At 59.4% G+C, this 14,906-nt stretch carries 12 protein-coding genes and 2 tRNA genes; 2 read left to right on the top strand and 12 right to left on the bottom strand.

Annotation, left to right across the window (positions count from 1 at the left end):
* Positions 1-446 precede the first annotated feature (446 nt).
* The 11 genes from L881_RS0104865 to radD form a co-directional block, all read right to left on the bottom strand.
* A tRNA-Lys gene (locus L881_RS0104865) sits at positions 447-522 on the bottom strand.
* Positions 523-563: 41 nt separating this feature from the next.
* A tRNA-Lys gene (locus L881_RS0104860) sits at positions 564-639 on the bottom strand.
* Positions 640-995: 356 nt separating this feature from the next.
* Positions 996-1,967 carry a 23S rRNA pseudouridine(2605) synthase RluB gene (gene rluB / locus L881_RS0104855; RefSeq protein ID WP_025732592.1) on the bottom strand — a complete coding sequence of 324 codons (972 nt, stop codon included), beginning with the start codon at positions 1,965-1,967 and terminating at the stop codon, positions 996-998.
* The gene (gene scpB, locus L881_RS12845; protein WP_025732591.1) at positions 1,960-2,820 is read right to left on the bottom strand and encodes an SMC-Scp complex subunit ScpB; all 861 of its coding nucleotides are present in this window, start codon (positions 2,818-2,820) and stop codon (positions 1,960-1,962) included. Before scpB ends, rluB begins: the two co-directional genes overlap by 8 nt.
* Positions 2,817-3,728 (bottom strand): segregation and condensation protein A, encoded by a 912-nt coding sequence (locus L881_RS0104845; protein ID WP_025732590.1) that lies wholly within the window; start codon positions 3,726-3,728, stop codon positions 2,817-2,819. The genes scpB and L881_RS0104845 overlap by 4 nt, the downstream gene beginning before the upstream one ends.
* 177 nt (positions 3,729-3,905) lie before the next feature.
* Entirely contained in the window at positions 3,906-5,042 is a 1,137-nt protein-coding gene (gene pqqE, locus L881_RS12840; protein WP_051464794.1) for a pyrroloquinoline quinone biosynthesis protein PqqE, read from the bottom strand.
* The gene (gene pqqD / locus L881_RS0104835; protein ID WP_025732589.1) at positions 5,042-5,323 is read right to left on the bottom strand and encodes a pyrroloquinoline quinone biosynthesis peptide chaperone PqqD; all 282 of its coding nucleotides are present in this window, start codon (positions 5,321-5,323) and stop codon (positions 5,042-5,044) included. The genes pqqE and pqqD overlap by 1 nt, the downstream gene beginning before the upstream one ends.
* The gene (gene pqqC, locus L881_RS0104830) at positions 5,320-6,063 is read right to left on the bottom strand and encodes a pyrroloquinoline-quinone synthase PqqC (RefSeq protein WP_025732588.1); all 744 of its coding nucleotides are present in this window, start codon (positions 6,061-6,063) and stop codon (positions 5,320-5,322) included. The genes pqqD and pqqC overlap by 4 nt, the downstream gene beginning before the upstream one ends.
* 71 nt (positions 6,064-6,134) lie before the next feature.
* The gene (gene pqqB / locus L881_RS0104825) at positions 6,135-7,067 is read right to left on the bottom strand and encodes a pyrroloquinoline quinone biosynthesis protein PqqB (protein ID WP_051464793.1); all 933 of its coding nucleotides are present in this window, start codon (positions 7,065-7,067) and stop codon (positions 6,135-6,137) included.
* A 6-nt stretch (positions 7,068-7,073) separates the two neighbouring features.
* A complete protein-coding gene (gene pqqA / locus L881_RS14100) occupies positions 7,074-7,151 on the bottom strand; it encodes a pyrroloquinoline quinone precursor peptide PqqA (RefSeq protein ID WP_084055412.1) in 78 nt (25 codons plus the stop codon).
* 137 nt (positions 7,152-7,288) lie between these two features.
* On the bottom strand, positions 7,289-9,178 hold the full coding sequence (gene radD / locus L881_RS0104820) for a DNA repair helicase RadD (RefSeq protein ID WP_084055399.1): 1,890 nt from the start codon (positions 9,176-9,178) through the stop codon (positions 7,289-7,291).
* A 73-nt stretch (positions 9,179-9,251) separates the two neighbouring features.
* Between radD and L881_RS0104815 the strand changes: the two genes are divergently transcribed.
* Complete coding sequence (locus tag L881_RS0104815) at positions 9,252-9,734, top strand: DUF2938 family protein (protein WP_025732585.1); 483 nt, start codon at positions 9,252-9,254, stop codon at positions 9,732-9,734.
* Positions 9,735-9,952: 218 nt separating this feature from the next.
* On the opposite strand, the gene purL is transcribed toward L881_RS0104815, so the two are convergent.
* Positions 9,953-13,879 (bottom strand): phosphoribosylformylglycinamidine synthase, encoded by a 3,927-nt coding sequence (gene purL / locus L881_RS0104810; protein ID WP_025732584.1) that lies wholly within the window; start codon positions 13,877-13,879, stop codon positions 9,953-9,955.
* A gap of 385 nt (positions 13,880-14,264) precedes the next feature.
* Here purL and L881_RS12835 point away from each other — a divergent pair, with 385 nt between their 5' ends.
* A complete protein-coding gene (locus L881_RS12835; RefSeq protein WP_025732583.1) occupies positions 14,265-14,801 on the top strand; it encodes a chorismate--pyruvate lyase family protein in 537 nt (178 codons plus the stop codon).
* The last annotated feature ends 105 nt before the right edge of the window (positions 14,802-14,906 follow it).

Here is a 14,906-nt window from a genome sequence, read left to right as displayed (position 1 = left end):
GGCTGGCATGGCGTAATAGCGATTAATCACCAGCAGGGAAGGATTCACGCCCCTGCCGAGGCTGGCTTGATCGTCGCCACACTGCCAGCCTCTTCCCAATTACCGCCTATCAATCTTGCTCACCATGGCCCTTGTGCAAAGCGCAAATGGGCCATTTACTGAGCTGACTTCTTATGAAGTTTTATGAAGCTGACGGCGCCCACACCTTCAGGAATCAGGCTTTGTTAGGCCCTGCTCAACGTCTGCGGCACATCGGCGCTACTGCGTTACAAACAGGCGTTTGGCTCAGCGCCAGCACGCTGTCGGATCAGAAAACAATGTCTGCTCCATGCTCGCGCGCGAAGAGATAGCTGTCGGCAGAGAGTACGCACACGATCGGGCGAGATAATCATTCACGCAAAGAAAAACCCGACCGCTATCAAGACGATAACGGTCGGGTTCAAGACTGGTGGGTCGTGTAGGATTCGAACCTACGACCAATTGGTTAAAAGCCAACTGCTCTACCAACTGAGCTAACGACCCTCAGAGGCAACTTGCCTGGTACACCGAGGGGCCACGAAACGTGGTGGGTCGTGTAGGATTCGAACCTACGACCAATTGGTTAAAAGCCAACTGCTCTACCAACTGAGCTAACGACCCTTGCTCAACGGGCCGGTACTATACTTCGCCACCTTCCTTTATGCAAGCACAACGCGATAAGAATGTGAGATTTCAGGCTTTTAACGATCTTCAAGGCATCACCTCGATGCGCCTTCATGCGCAGCTTTCCTGCACAATCAGTGAAGCAGCTGCGCTGCGACGACATATATCTGCGCGTCGGAGCCGAAGCCTCACTCCCCCTCGATGCCAGCAAGGGCAGGCGTTCGGCGCAAACTTTATACAGTCCCCCACACGCAGCGCAGGCGCGATCCGTTAACCCGAATCGCGCCTGCGTTGGTCTCTTTAGCACCAAACGCCCTGCCCACTCAACGGGCTACAGGACGCTGCACACTATGCTACTTCTGGCGTGGTGAACGTGGCTTTTGAGGACGCGCCTGCTTGCTCCGGGCGTCTTTATCCTCTTTTCCCTCTTTGCCGAAGCGACGCGCCTCGCGTTTATCATCGACGCGCGAGCGTGTGCCCGGCTCACGCAGCCCGCGCACAGGACGGCGTTTGTTCTTGTCGCGATTCCAGCGATTCTTTTCCTCTGGCGTCAGCTCGGGGGCGCTGCGTAACGGCACGCCTGCGAGCTGTGCCAGATCGTCGATCTCTTCCTGATTCAGCTCGGTCCACTCGCCAGCACGGGCGCGCTTGTCGAGGAACACGTTGCCGTAGCGCACGCGCTTAAGGCGGCTGACCGTCAGCTCCTGCGATTCCCACAGGCGGCGCACCTCACGGTTGCGCCCTTCCAGGATCACGACGTGGAACCAGGTATTGATGCCTTCACCGCCAAACTGCTGCACGTCGGTGAAACGCGCGGGGCCATCGTCGAGCATCACCCCTTCGACCATGGCACGGATATTGTCCATGGAAGGCTCGCCCATCACGCGCACGGCGTATTCACGCTCGATTTGGGTAGAAGGGTGCATCAAGCGGTTCGCCAGCTCACCATCGGTCGTGAACAGCAGCAAGCCGCTGGTGTTGATATCAAGACGCCCAATCGCAATCCAGCGCTCGCCCTTGAGACGTGGCAAGCGATCAAATACCGTGCGACGGCCTTCGGGGTCCTTGCGCGTGCACAGCTCCCCTTCCGGCTTGTTGTACATGATGACGCGCCGTGGTGTCTCTTCATTGCTGCGCAGCGTGACCGGGCGACCATCCAGCGTCACCTGGGCATTGCCGTCGATACGATCACCCAGCGTGGCCACCTGACCATTGACGCTGACGCGCCCTTCGGCGATCACCGTCTCCATTTCGCGGCGCGATCCATAGCCGGCACGCGCCAGTACTTTCTGCAGCTTCTCGCTGTCAGCAGTGTGATTACTCATCGTTAAACGACCTCTCGTCGTGAATGGGTTGAGCGCTGTCGTGGTCAGGATCAGCGGAGTGGCTCTCCTGAGCGTCGTCAGCGTCATTAGTATCATGGGCTTCAGCGCTACCGCCAGCGCGTTTCTGAAGCCGTTCATCGAGTCGCTCGGTCAAATGACCGAAATCCATTGTTGCTACCTGCGGTAGCGGCTCGTTCAGAGGATCGCCGGTATCATCCAGCGCATCGGCGTCCTCCTCGGAGGTTTGCAGTAATTCCAGCGTCGCCTGCCGCGCGGCATTGGCTTCGGTATCTTCCTGCTCATGCTGCGGCTCTTCGCCAAAGCGCTCTGCCAATTCAGACATCGGCGGCAGCTCTTCCAGCGTTCCCAGACCAAGATCGTCAAGGAAGCTGCGGGTAGTGGCGTATACCGCCGGACGCCCGGGCACATCGCGGTGCCCTACTATCCGAATCCAGCCGCGCTCCAGCAAGGTGCGCATGATGGTGGTACTGATCGAGACGCCGCGTATCTCTTCGATATCGCTGCGCGTCACCGGCTGACGGTAGGCAATCAGCGCCAGCGTCTCCAGCAGCGCCCGCGAATAGCGCTGTGGCCGTTCTTCCCACAGCCGCGACACCCAGCGTGACAGCCCGTGATCAATGGCGAGGCGAAAGCCGGAGGCGCTTTCAAGCAGCGTCATGGCGGAATTATCAAGGCGACGTTCGAGCTGCCCCAGCGCCGCCCGTATTTCGCCGCGCGCGGGGCGCTCGTGCTCATCGAACAACTGCTCGAACTGTTCGAGCGACAAGGGTGCCGAGCTTGCCAGCAGTGCGCCCTCTACAATGCGATCCAGCGTAGCTGTCGAATCACTCATTGAGACGCTCCCCACTCACCGTCAAAGGCCGCTTCGCCTGCCTCATCACGTTCCATTCCATCATCGTCGAAGGCAGACTCCTGCTGCTGTCTGCGCGCCCGCACATGAATCGGCGACAGCGCTTCATTCTGTACAATCTCAATCATCTGCTCTTTGGCGAGTTCCAGCAGCGCCATGAAGGTGACCACCACGCCTGGACGACCTTCATCAAGGCTGAACAACGCTTCGAAAGGCACGAAATGCTCAGCATTGAGGCGCGCCATCACCATGCTCATGCGCTCACGGGTAGATAGCGTTTCACGCTCGATCTGGTGACTTTTTTGCAGCTCTACCTTCGACAGCAGCCGCCCCAGCGCCTTCAACAGGTCATCCAGCGCCACCTCAGGGTAGACCAGCCGCTCCTCAATAGGCGGCAGTTCGGGGCTGGGCGAAAACCAGTCGCGCCCGAAACGCGGCAAGGTATCCAGCGTTTCCGCCGTACTCTTCAGCCGTTCATATTCGCGCAGCCGCTCAAGCAGTACCGCCGTCGGATCTTCTTCATCGTCGGACTCACCTTCACGGGGCTGGCGCGGCAGCAGACTGCGTGATTTGATCTCGGCCAGCATCGCCGCCATCAGCAGGTATTCTGCCGCCAGATCAATGCCGCTGGTCTCCATCATCTCCACATATTCGATGTACTGATGGGTGACCGCCGCCACATTCACCGCCAGAATATCGAGATTTTGGCGACGAATCAGATAGAGCAGCAGATCAAGCGGGCCTTCAAAGGTTTCCAGAAAAACGCGCAGCGCTTCCGGCGGGATATAAAGATCCTGCGGCAGCTCCTTGACCTCCTGCCCTTCCACCCGAGCGAAAAACAGGCTTTCAGAGGCGTTGGGGGAAGCCTGGGTGGGCGCTTCAAGGCTCATTCGGCGGGAAATACTCAGTTGGATGAAGAAACACAGGAGCAACGGTACAGGAGAACGGGCGAAACAGGCCGTGCAGTGCGCGGCTCACTCTGGCGCCAAGTGTAGCAACCACAGCGAGCGCCACCAACTTATTAGCGTATTTGGGCCGCGTTAAACGGCAACGTGCCCGAGATGCTGCTAACCGCCCGGACGACGGTAGCGGAACGCCTGCTGCTCCATGTCGATCAGATGAACGCTCTCTTCTTCAGCAATCTGCTTGACCTCATCATGCCAGGGCGAATGCACGCAGACCGGATCGGTTTCGGCGGCATCTCCCGTCAGTGCCAGCGCCTGACAGCGGCAGCCGCCCCAGTCGATCTCGCGCCGGTCGCAGCCATGGCAGCGCTCCGGCATCCAGGAGGTACCACGGTAGGCGGTAAAGGCCGGCGATTTTTTCCAGATATCGACCAGGCTATGCTCGGCCACATTCCAGAACTCAAGCCCAGGAATCGTTTCTGCCGCGTGGCATGGCAGCACCTTGCCTGCTGGCGTCACATTGAGCGTTTGCCTGCCCCACCCCTGCATGCACGCCTTGGGATAGCGCGCGTGGTAGTCAGGTACTACCGAGTCGATCACCAGGCGGCCATGATATTTTTCACGCGCGCGCTCCACCTTATCCACCGCACGCATGGTCTGCTCACGGCTCGGCATCAGCGCCGCGCGATTGGCAAGCGCCCAGCCGTAATACTGGGCATGGGCTATCTCGATACGTCGTGCACCCAGCGTGATAGCCAGCTCGATAAAGTCATCAATCTGCTCAATATTGGCGCGGTGAATCACCGCATTAAGGGTGAGCGGCAGTCCGAATTGGGCAACTTCATGAGCAAATGCCAGCTTGCGTGAATGGGCGCTCGGCATATGCGATACCAGCGCCGTCGTAGCTTCCGTTGCGCCCTGAAACGATAGCTGAACATGATCAAGACCGGCATCGACCAGCGCCGCCAGCCGTTCACGACTGATATTCACCCCTGCCGTAATCAGATTGGAATAGAGGCCAGCGTCATAGCATGCCGCCACGATCTGTTCGAGATCGCGACGCGCAGCCGGTTCACCGCCGGAAAGATGCACTTGCAGCACGCCCAGCTCAGCGGCTTCGTGCAACACTCGCGTCCATACGGAAGTGTCGAGCTCCTCATTCTTGCGCTCAAGCTCGATCGGGTTGGAGCAGTAAGGGCACTGTAGCGGGCAGCGATGGGTCAGTTCACACAGCATCCCGATAGGCACGGGGTTGCCTGCCTCGGCGAAGGCGCGTTGGGCATCGGTTTGCATAGCCATCAGTGAAACTCAAGTACCCGGCGCTGGCTCAAGCCATCGAAAAACTGCGCCACATCGCTGGCAATCTGCGCTCTATCGGCGCTGTAGCGGGCCGCCAGCAGATCAATAATCTCCGCCTCGCTGCGTACACCGTCGGTATACTCGAGCACCGCACGGCCAATATCATCGAGCTTGAAGACGCGCTCAGGCGCCAGCAGCACCCAGCCACCGCGCGCTTTATCTTCACGCATGCGCACTCCGCGGGAGAGTGCCGGCACTCGTGATGGCGTTTGATCGCTCATACATCCCTCTTCGGATCGAAAGCGCCCGGCGGAAGATTGCCTGGCACTACATAGGCGTAATCCAGCGCATCGAGCAGTGACCACAACACGCCACACTTGAAGCGCAGCGCATCAAGCACCTGCTGCTGCTGTTCCCGGGTGACCGCGTGCTGCTTGACATAACGCAGCGCAAAGTCAGCATCGCGCGGTGCCTGTGTCAGGCGCGGTTCGAAGTACGCCAGAGTGTCGCGCGAAATGAAATCATAATGGGCCAGCATGCCCTGCATGCGGATCGGGATCACGATAGGTGAAAACAGCTCGGTCAGCGATGACGCCACCGCTTCCAGCAGCGAACGCTCCGCCACATAGTGCACGTAGGCATCCACCGCATGGCGCGTTTGCGGCAGCAGCTTGCGGGTCGATTCAACCATCTCCCGATCGAGGCCAAGGCCATCGGTCAGCGCCAGCCAGCGGCGAATACCACCATTTTCAGGAGAGTCGCCATCGTGATCAATGATGCGCTGACGCCATTCGCGGCGGATGGCGGGATCAAAACAGCGCGCCATAAAGCTGGCGTCCTTGATCGGAATCATCGCCTGATAGTAATAGCGGTTAAGCGCCCACGCCTGCACCTGCGCCTTGTTCAGCTCACCGTTTTGCAGCCTGAGCTGGAAGGGGTGACGATGGTGGTAGCACTCTTCGCCAATCCTGCGCAGCGCCTGCTCCAGCTCATCTGGCGTCATTGCCTGTTGTTGCGTCATCGTACTTGCCTCACCGGGGCTGCCTGAGTGGAATAGCGCAGAAACCGTACTATTCCCCCTTCTGGAAAGCGCTATAGCGTCACGCGCATACCGTCGAAGCCGACTTCCCATCCGGCTTCTTCCAGCATGTGCCGCTCGGGGCTTTGCTCAAGCAGCGCCGGGTTGCTGTTATTGATATGAATATAGATACGTCGTTTGATCCCAAGATCAGCGAGTGCCGCCATCGAGCCGTCTGGCCCTGACATCGAGATATGCCCCATGCGCGCGCCGCTCTTGTGGCTCAGCCCCGCTGCGATCAGTTCGTCATCGCGCCACAGCGTGCCATCAAACAGCACCACGTCAGCACCGCGAATGCGCGCCGCCAGCGCCTCGGAAAGATGGGCGCAGCCGGGAATGTAGTAAAGCCGCTTACCAGCGTGGCGCAGCTCTACCCCAATCGTGGTATCACCCTCGGCGCCAATGTTCTCGGCTTCGTTGGGCTGATACAGCGGTGCCTTGCCCGGTACGGCGAAGGTGGTCGCCTGAAGACCGCCCGGCAGCGTAAACGGGGTGCCGCTCTCCACGCGCGTACGGCGCACCACGTCGGGCCGCAGCACATCGAAGACGCTGTTGGCCGAGAGCGTCTGGTGCAGCTCGCCCGTCGCCAATAGTTCGAACGGAGTGCCTTCCCGCAGACTCAGCAGCCCAGCGATATGGTCGATATCGCCACCGGTCAGCACTACGGCTTCGATGGGCGAGTGGCGCAATTGAGCTGGCGCAAGTTCCGGCACATTCTGGAGCTGGGTCAATATTTCGGGGGCACAGTCGATCAATGACCAACGCGTGCCATCCACCGATACCGCCACCGATGCCTGGGTACGCGGCGCGGTTACGCCATCACGCACCTGCTGGCACACCGTGCAGCCGCAATTCCACTGTGGTGAACCACCGCCGGCACCCGCGCCGAGGATCAATAACTGAAGGGCGGAAGAGGTAGCCTCTTCCGCCCTGATTGCCGTGACCATGGCGACTTAGAATTCAGCCGGCAGGTAGTCGTTGATTTCCATGGCAACACATACTTCTTCAATTTTGGGCGCAGTCCAAGCCATTGGTGTACTCCTTCAGTGAGAGGTTTGACTTTACCGCCCCACTATAACCATTTTTCCCACTTACTACACGTCAGAGAAGATAGAAAAGCTCTATATAAAGGCCGTGCTGACCACCATAAATGTCGAACCCGCCTTCTTCATTCGGCAACTACTCGCGACTCACCGGCTGAATCCGAGAGACGCGAACGTCCACCGCGGGAGTGGTAATCAAAGATCTTTTCGGCAATCTGCCAGTAACGGCCGGTTTTGCGCGCCACTACAATATCGGGAGCGCGCAGTCGCTGAGGCGAGGCCAGCACTTCACCCAGCGACTCAGGCTGCCAGCGCACACCTGGCGCAGCGATATGAAGATCAACAAAGGCGCGGTAGAAGGCGAAGCGCTGTGCTGCCGTTTCCAGTGCAAACCACTCGCTCAGCCCTTCGCCCTGCTCATCAAGATACTCCACCTTCAAGCGCTCAAGGCCCCGCCCGTTCAGCGCTCGTGTGAGGCGCATCGCCGCAACCTTGACGATGCTGGCTCCGCGCAGCTTCATGATCTGTTTCAGATGATCGTCGATGTCGATCAGAGTGGCGCTACAGCTCCCACAACGGCGTGCTGCAATATCATTGGCGGCATCGCAATGGGGGCAGCTTTTGAAACGGAAGCGGAAGTCACACTGCCGGGAGCTGCCCTCTTCGTCTTCAATCAGCCCCTGACAGCGCCGCCCGAAGTGTTCGATGACCAGCTCTCCCTCCTTGCGCCCCCAAAACAGGTTGGCGAAGCCGCATTCAGGACACTCGACCTGCACCGGTTCGGTATCGGCGGCCGGACGCGGCTGCCCCACCTCAGGGGCGTAGATATCCCAGGGATTACCGGCATAATCCAGAATCAGGCATGAATGCTTGTTAGGCGCCAGACGTAGCCCGCGCCCCACGATCTGCTGGTAGAGTCCCACTGACTCGGTAGGACGCAGAATCGCGATCATATCGACGTGCGGTGCATCGAAGCCGGTAGTCAGCACGGCCACATTGACCAGATACTTGAGGCGCTGCTCCTTGAATGCCTGAAGCAGCCGCTGGCGCTCACTTGACTCAGTGCCGCCGGTAATCAGCGCCGCCTGGCCTTCCGGCAGAAGCGCCATCACCTCCTCGGCATGCTGTACGGTCGCCGCAAAGATCATCACGCCAAGGCGCTCCTGCGCGCGCTCGATAATCTCGCCAACAATCGCGGGAGTAGCGCGATTGCCCTGGGTACGTTCTGCAAGCTGCTGCTCGCTGAACATGCCGTTGCGTTCAGGCATCAATGCCGAGAAGTCGTAACCGGCAATCGCCGCGTCGATGCGCTTAGGTTCACTCAAATAACCGTTGCGCACCATCCAGCGCAGCGGCATTTCATAGACACATTCGCGAAAGAAGGCGTGCTCGTCGCCGCGCACCATGCCATGGTAATGGCGATGGTAAATGAACCCCGTGCCCAGCCTGAACGGTGTTGCGGTCAGCCCCAGCACTTTCAGTCGCGGGTTAGCGTTTCGCAGCGTTTCGATCACCTTCTGATAGCTGCTGCGTTTTTTGCGCGCTGTTTGCACGGTGGCAACATCGACACGATGACATTCGTCGATCACCAGCAGTGTGAAGGAGCCATCGGCGAAGGATGGCAGCGCATTCACCACTGACTGCACCGAGGCGAACACCACCTGACGGCTACTCTGCTTGCGACCCAGCCCTGCGCTGAAGATATCCGCCTCAAGGCCATAGGCTTCATACTTGGCGTGATTTTGCTCCACCAGTTCGCGCACATGTGCCAGCACCAGTACGCGACCACGCGCCAGGCGCGCCAGTTCGGCAATTACCAGCGATTTACCGCTGCCGGTAGGCAATACCACCACAGCGGGTTCATCAGAGTGGCGAAAATAGGAGATAACGCGCTCGACCGCCTGCTGTTGATAGGGGCGAAGCTGGGGGACTGAAGAAGACACACACGACCATTGGCGATAAGGATTCAATGCCCCATGGTAGCTCACACTGTGGTGTAATGTCGGAGATTTCATTCATTGCCATCCCGTTTCCTTCACCTGTCATCAAGAGAAGGAAAACGCCTCAGTATGATAGCCAGGAGTCGTTATGTTGATTGTACTTGCCTACAGCCTTGTAGTTGGTTGTATTGCCACGCTACTGCTCGATGCGTGGGCACTATTGCTTCAGGCCGCAGGCATGGGGGGCAGTAACTGGGGCGCGGTGGGACAGTGGGTAAAAGGACTTGGCAAGGGTGAATTCTTCCACCCTGGCAGTGCTGCTCCCGCCGTTAGTCAGCAGGACAAAGCGGTGGGCTGGCTGTTTCATTATGTAGTGGGCATCATTTACGCCCTGCTGCTGGTGGTTATTGGCGGCACTCACTTTATTGAAGCGCCCACCTGGGCACCGATCATCTGGGTGGGGTTCGTCTTGAGCACTCTGTGCGGACTGCTGATTCTAGTACCAGCGCTGGGTGGCGGGCTGCTGGCCTCGAAAACGCCCAATCAAGCCAAATCCATCGGGCTGATGCTGGCGGGCCACGCGGTCTTTAGCATTGGGCTTTATCTTGGCGCACAGCTATTTGCCGCCTGAGGTCATCGGCGTCGCACAATAACGTTACCGAATACCCTCGATCGCAGGGGCTACAAACGCTGATTTCTATAGACTCGCGCTCTTCCTGCCCTTCTCCTTTCCCATCAGCCATACAAAATCACCCCGCCGGCTTTTTCCATGCAGCCAGCGGGGTGATTCATGAAGACGCCGCGCACAGCGCGACGTACTCTTTCCAATAATGCGAGAAGCGGCCCTTCTTAGTCGACGAACACCCGCGCGTTGCGGAACATTCTCAGCCAGGCACCCTCATCCTTCCACTCTGCCGGACGCCACGAGTTGGTTACTGCGCGGAACACGCGTTCGGGGTGCGGCATCGTGATCAGCACTCGACCATCGCGAGAAGTCAGCCCGGTAATCCCGGCTGGGGAGCCGTTAGGATTCGCCGGATATTGCGTGGTCGTGATGCCGTAATTATCCACGTAGCGCAGCGCTACCTGACCTCTGGTTTGCACGTCACGCATCACGGCATCGCTTTCAAAGCGCGCCAGACCTTCACCGTGTGCCACCGCAATCGGCATCCGCGAGCCTTCCATACCGGCCAGCATCACCGCGTTGCTCTTCTCCACCGCGACCATCGACACACGCCCTTCGAACTGCTCGGAGCGATTGCGGACAAAACGGGGCCAGTTGTCTGCGCCGGGGATTAGCTCGGCCAACTGGGAGAGCATCTGGCAGCCGTTACACACGCCCAGCGAGAAGGTGTCGTTACGCTCGAAGAAAGCAGCAAACTGATCACGCACGGCAGCATGGAAGAGCACTGACTTGGCCCAGCCGCCGCCTGCGCCCAGCACGTCGCCGTAGGAGAAGCCGCCACAGGCAGCAAGCCCTTTGAAGCTCTCCAGCGCCACACGTCCTGCCAGAAGATCGGACATGTGTACATCAACGGCCTCAAAACCTGCACGGTCAAAGGCCGCCGCCATTTCGATCTGGCCGTTGACGCCCTGCTCACGCAGGATCGCCACACGCGGACGCGTATCAAGATTCAGGTAAGGTGCGGCGACATCTTCGTTAACATCGAAGGAAAGCTGCGCATGCAGGCCGGGGTCCTTGGTATCGAGCAGTGCATCAAACTCCTGCTCGGCACATTCAGGATTATCACGCAGTGCCTGAATGCGATGACTGGTATCGGCCCACAGCCGCTGCGCCGTTACACGCGGCATATCGAGCAATTGGCTGCCGCGATGCGCCACGACCAGCCGATCATCGCTGCGCGGACGCGCTATATCCTTGACGGCATCACTCAAGCCAGCATCGGCTAAACGTTGACGCACGTCGTCAAGCTCCGCATCGCGCACCTGAATCACCGCCCCCGCTTCTTCGTTGAAGAGCGCCTGCAATGCATCTTCCCTGGCGTCAATTACATCGTCCAGACGAATATCCAGACCAAGATGGCTCGCGAAGGCCATCTCCGCCAGAGTGACTGCTACGCCGCCATCGCTGCGGTCGTGATAGGCCAACAGCTTGCCATCGGCGTTGAGCGCTTGAATAACGGAGAAAAACGCAGCCAGATCTGCGGCAGAGTCGATATCCGGGCACTGATCTCCTACCTGATCGAACACCTGCGCCAGCGCCGACGCGCCCAGACGCTGTTGCCCACGCCCCAGGTCGATCAGCAGCAGGGTAGTGGCCTCATCGCGCTGAAGCTCAGGCGTCAGCGTCTGCATGGCGTCAGCAACCGGTGCGAAGCCGGTCACGATCAGCGACAGCGGTGCCGTCACCGCCTTCTGTTCGCCTTTCGCATCGCGCCACTGGGTGCGCATCGACATTGAATCCTTGCCCACCGGAATCGCCATGCCCAGCGCCGGACACAACTCCATGCCCACCGCTTTTACCGCTTCGAACAGCGCCTGATTCTCACCGTCATGGTCAGCCGCGCTCATCCAGTTGGCCGAGAGGCGGATATCAGAGAGCGCCGCCACACGCGCTGCGGCCATATTGGTCACGACTTCAGCGACGGCCATGCGCGCCGAGGCAGCAGCATTGATCAGCGCCGACGGCGTACGCTCGCCAATCGCCATCGCTTCACCCGCGTGGGTGTCATAGCTGGCGGTGGTTACGGCGCAATCGGCCACCGGCGTCTGCCACGGGCCAACCATCTGGTCACGCGCCACCATACCGGTAATCGAGCGATCACCGATGGTAATCAGGAAGCTCTTGGAGGCCACCGCAGGCAGTTGCAGCACGCGCTCGAACGCATCGCGCAGCTCAACCCCATCGAAACGCAGCCCTGCATGGGCGACGGTTTGCTCCTCATAGCGACGCGACATTTTTGGCGGCTTGCCAAACAGTACGTCCATGGGCAGGTCGATAGGCGTTGCTTCACGCTCACTCGGGGCCGCGCCTGTCTCGATACGGCCATCCTTCACAGTGAGGGTATGGGCTTGCAGCGCTTCCCCCACCACCGCATAGGGCGCACGCTCGCGCTGGCAGATGGCGTCGAAACGTTCAACATCATGAGGCGCAATCGCCAGTACATAGCGCTCCTGGGATTCGTTGCACCACAGCTCCAGCGGACTCATGCCCGGCTCGTCACTGGGCACCGCCGCCAGATCGAACAAACCGCCACGCTCGCCATCCTTGACCAGCTCCGGCAACGCATTGGAAAGCCCGCCAGCGCCCACATCATGAATGAAGCAGATCGGATTGTGCTCACCCAGCGCCCAGCAGCGGTCGATTACCTCCTGCGCGCGCCGCTCCATTTCGGGGTTATCACGCTGTACCGAGGCGAAATCAAGCGCCGCATCGGAGCCGCCGGAGGCCACTGACGACGCTGCTCCACCACCAAGACCAATCAGCATGGCGGGGCCACCCAGCACAATCAGCTTGGCACCAACCGGAATATCGCCCTTCTCGACGTGCTCGCTGCGAATATTACCGTAGCCGCCCGCCAGCATGATGGGCTTATGGTAGCCACGGCGCTCGGTGCCCTTCACTGAAGGCGCATCAATTTCGAGGGTGCGGAAATAGCCTGCCAGATTGGGGCGACCAAATTCGTTGTTGAATGCAGCGCCCCCAATCGGCCCTTCGATCATGATATCGAGAGCGCTCTTGATACGCTCAGGGCGTCCATAATCCACGGCTTCCCAGGGCTGCACATAGCCGGGAATACGCAGATTGGAGACGCTGAAGCCTGTCAGCCCCGCCTTCGGCTTGCCTCCAATGCCCGTCGCACCTTCATCACGAATTTCACCGCCAGCACCGGTAGCGGCACCAGGATGCGGAGCTATAGCCGTCGGGTGGTTGTGGGTTTCCACCTTCATCAGAATATGGATCGGCTCGCGCGTGGCGCCATAGACATGACGCTGCGGATCAGGGAAGAAGCGCCCTGCCGTGCTGCCTTCGATAATGGCCGAGTTGTCGCTGTAGGCGGAGAGCACGCCGTCAGGGGAGCACTTGTGGGTATTGCGGATCATGCCGAACAGCGAGTGCGGCTGGGCTTCACCATTGATGGTCCAGTCAGCGTTGAAGATCTTGTGGCGGCAGTGCTCGGAGTTGGCCTGCGCAAACATCATCAGCTCAACATCGCTGGGATTACGCCCAAGACGGGTGAAGGCATCGACCAGGTAGTCGATTTCATCGTCGGCAAGCGCTAAACCAAGACGGCCATTGGCCTCTTGCAGCGCCGTTTGCCCTCCTCCAATCACGTCGATCTCACTGAGCGGACGCGGCTGATGCTGGGCAAACAGCTGGGCGGCTTCGGCTTCATCAAAGAGTACCGTTTGCGTCATGCGGTCGTGCAGCAGCTCAACAATACGCTGGCTCTGCTCTACCGACGGCATTTCAGTCGTAACCAGATGGTACGCAATGCCGCGCTCGATACGCGCCACATTCTCGATACCGCAGTTGCGTACAATATCGGTGGCCTTGGTTGACCAGGGCGATAGCGTACCCAGACGCGGCACCACCAGATAGAGCGCCCCATCACGGGTACGGCGCTGCTCACGCGCATCGAGCAGCTCATTCAGCCGCTGGCGCGTCTGCTCATCCAGAGCATGGGGCGTATCAATGAAATAGACAAAATCGGCAGTGAGCGATTCGATGGTGGGGACTGATTGACGCAGTTGATCAATCAGCTTGGCGTGACGGAACTCAGAAAGTGCTTCAGCACCTCGCAGTTCGAGCATGACAACGCGGCCTCTTTGCATTGGCAGTAGAAGTCAGGCATGGGCACATCATTGCGCTCGGCCCACCGCCCAGGAAGGAGTGCACATGATACTGGAAAGTGAGCGGCCAGACGATGGCAATTGCACACATAATGCGAGGAAGGCTGCTCAACATAGAGCGTCAACCGTCTGACCCGCCCTTGCGACACTAATAGTGAATGCTCTGATAACCGATGAATCACGCGGGTCACGTAAAGAAAGCTGACTGACCAAAGAGCACTTTGGGCTGTTCCAGCAGCCATGACAACGAGCTACAGCAAGGCGGTACATAAATCCAGTGAATGCGAGTGAAGTAAGCGCTTAGGCTCGCTACAATCGAACTTTTTCTGCCATGGGAGCTGATGTTATGTACGCGATTGCGCGCCGCTGGCAGCGCCACTGTATTGATCGCCCTGTTACGGAACGCCAGTGGCTAACGCTCCCCGGCTCGCTGACCCAGGCATTGCGCCGCTGCGGCGCTTTTAGCCTGGAGGTGACGGCAGAAGGCTGGTGCCGCTTGCGGCATGACGAAACTCAAGCGCTCCGGCTTCCCGCCAATACCCGCGGCTGGGCACGCGAGATCGTAATGAGCATCGACGGTACTCCATGCGTTGCCGCACGCAGCGTGACCACCGCCGCCGGTTTGCACGGCCCATGGCGAGCACTCCGCCATCAAGGACAGCGTCCCCTCGGCGATATTCTCTATCACAATGGCGCCATCCGCCGCACCCCCTTCACCTTCTCGACCAGCCAGGCTAACCATACTGGTTCAGCACGGCGCTCCGTGTTTTATCACAGCGGCGCGCCACTGCTGATCAGCGAACGCTTCCTGCCAGCATTTATCGAGCGCCACGGAAAAGGCTCACCACGGTGGCTGCCACCGCGCTGGTCGTCAGCGGGATAATTGCTTTGTTTAGTTATGGTCAACGCTGTGCTGGGTACAGAACGGAAGAGGGGTTGGTTTCCTGTGAGGAAGAAGCCACCCAATACCGCCCCCTCTCAGCGTTGC

This window comes from Carnimonas nigrificans ATCC BAA-78, from assembly GCF_000526695.1.
In the GTDB taxonomy this organism is placed as follows: Bacteria; Pseudomonadota; Gammaproteobacteria; order Pseudomonadales; family Halomonadaceae; genus Carnimonas; species Carnimonas nigrificans.
The sequence above is the reverse complement of the archived record's forward strand: the minus strand, read 5'-3'. Positions and strand labels throughout refer to the sequence as shown.

What these genes read in the sequence shown, in the direction of transcription:
- rluB (WP_025732592.1), bottom strand. Translation starts at nt 1,967, where the DNA reads ATGAGTAATCACACTGCTGACAGCGAGAAGCTGCAGAAAGTACTGGCG.
- scpB (WP_025732591.1), bottom strand. Translation starts at nt 2,820, where the DNA reads ATGAGTGATTCGACAGCTACGCTGGATCGCATTGTAGAGGGCGCACTG.
- L881_RS0104845 (WP_025732590.1), bottom strand. Translation starts at nt 3,728, where the DNA reads ATGAGCCTTGAAGCGCCCACCCAGGCTTCCCCCAACGCCTCTGAAAGC.
- pqqE (WP_051464794.1), bottom strand. Translation starts at nt 5,042, where the DNA reads ATGGCTATGCAAACCGATGCCCAACGCGCCTTCGCCGAGGCAGGCAAC.
- pqqD (WP_025732589.1), bottom strand. Translation starts at nt 5,323, where the DNA reads ATGAGCGATCAAACGCCATCACGAGTGCCGGCACTCTCCCGCGGAGTG.
- pqqC (WP_025732588.1), bottom strand. Translation starts at nt 6,063, where the DNA reads ATGACGCAACAACAGGCAATGACGCCAGATGAGCTGGAGCAGGCGCTG.
- pqqB (WP_051464793.1), bottom strand. Translation starts at nt 7,067, where the DNA reads ATGGTCACGGCAATCAGGGCGGAAGAGGCTACCTCTTCCGCCCTTCAG.
- pqqA (WP_084055412.1), bottom strand. Translation starts at nt 7,151, where the DNA reads ATGGCTTGGACTGCGCCCAAAATTGAAGAAGTATGTGTTGCCATGGAA.
- radD (WP_084055399.1), bottom strand. Translation starts at nt 9,178, where the DNA reads ATGAAATCTCCGACATTACACCACAGTGTGAGCTACCATGGGGCATTG.
- L881_RS0104815 (WP_025732585.1), top strand. Translation starts at nt 9,252, where the DNA reads ATGTTGATTGTACTTGCCTACAGCCTTGTAGTTGGTTGTATTGCCACG.
- purL (WP_025732584.1), bottom strand. Translation starts at nt 13,879, where the DNA reads ATGCTCGAACTGCGAGGTGCTGAAGCACTTTCTGAGTTCCGTCACGCC.
- L881_RS12835 (WP_025732583.1), top strand. Translation starts at nt 14,265, where the DNA reads ATGTACGCGATTGCGCGCCGCTGGCAGCGCCACTGTATTGATCGCCCT.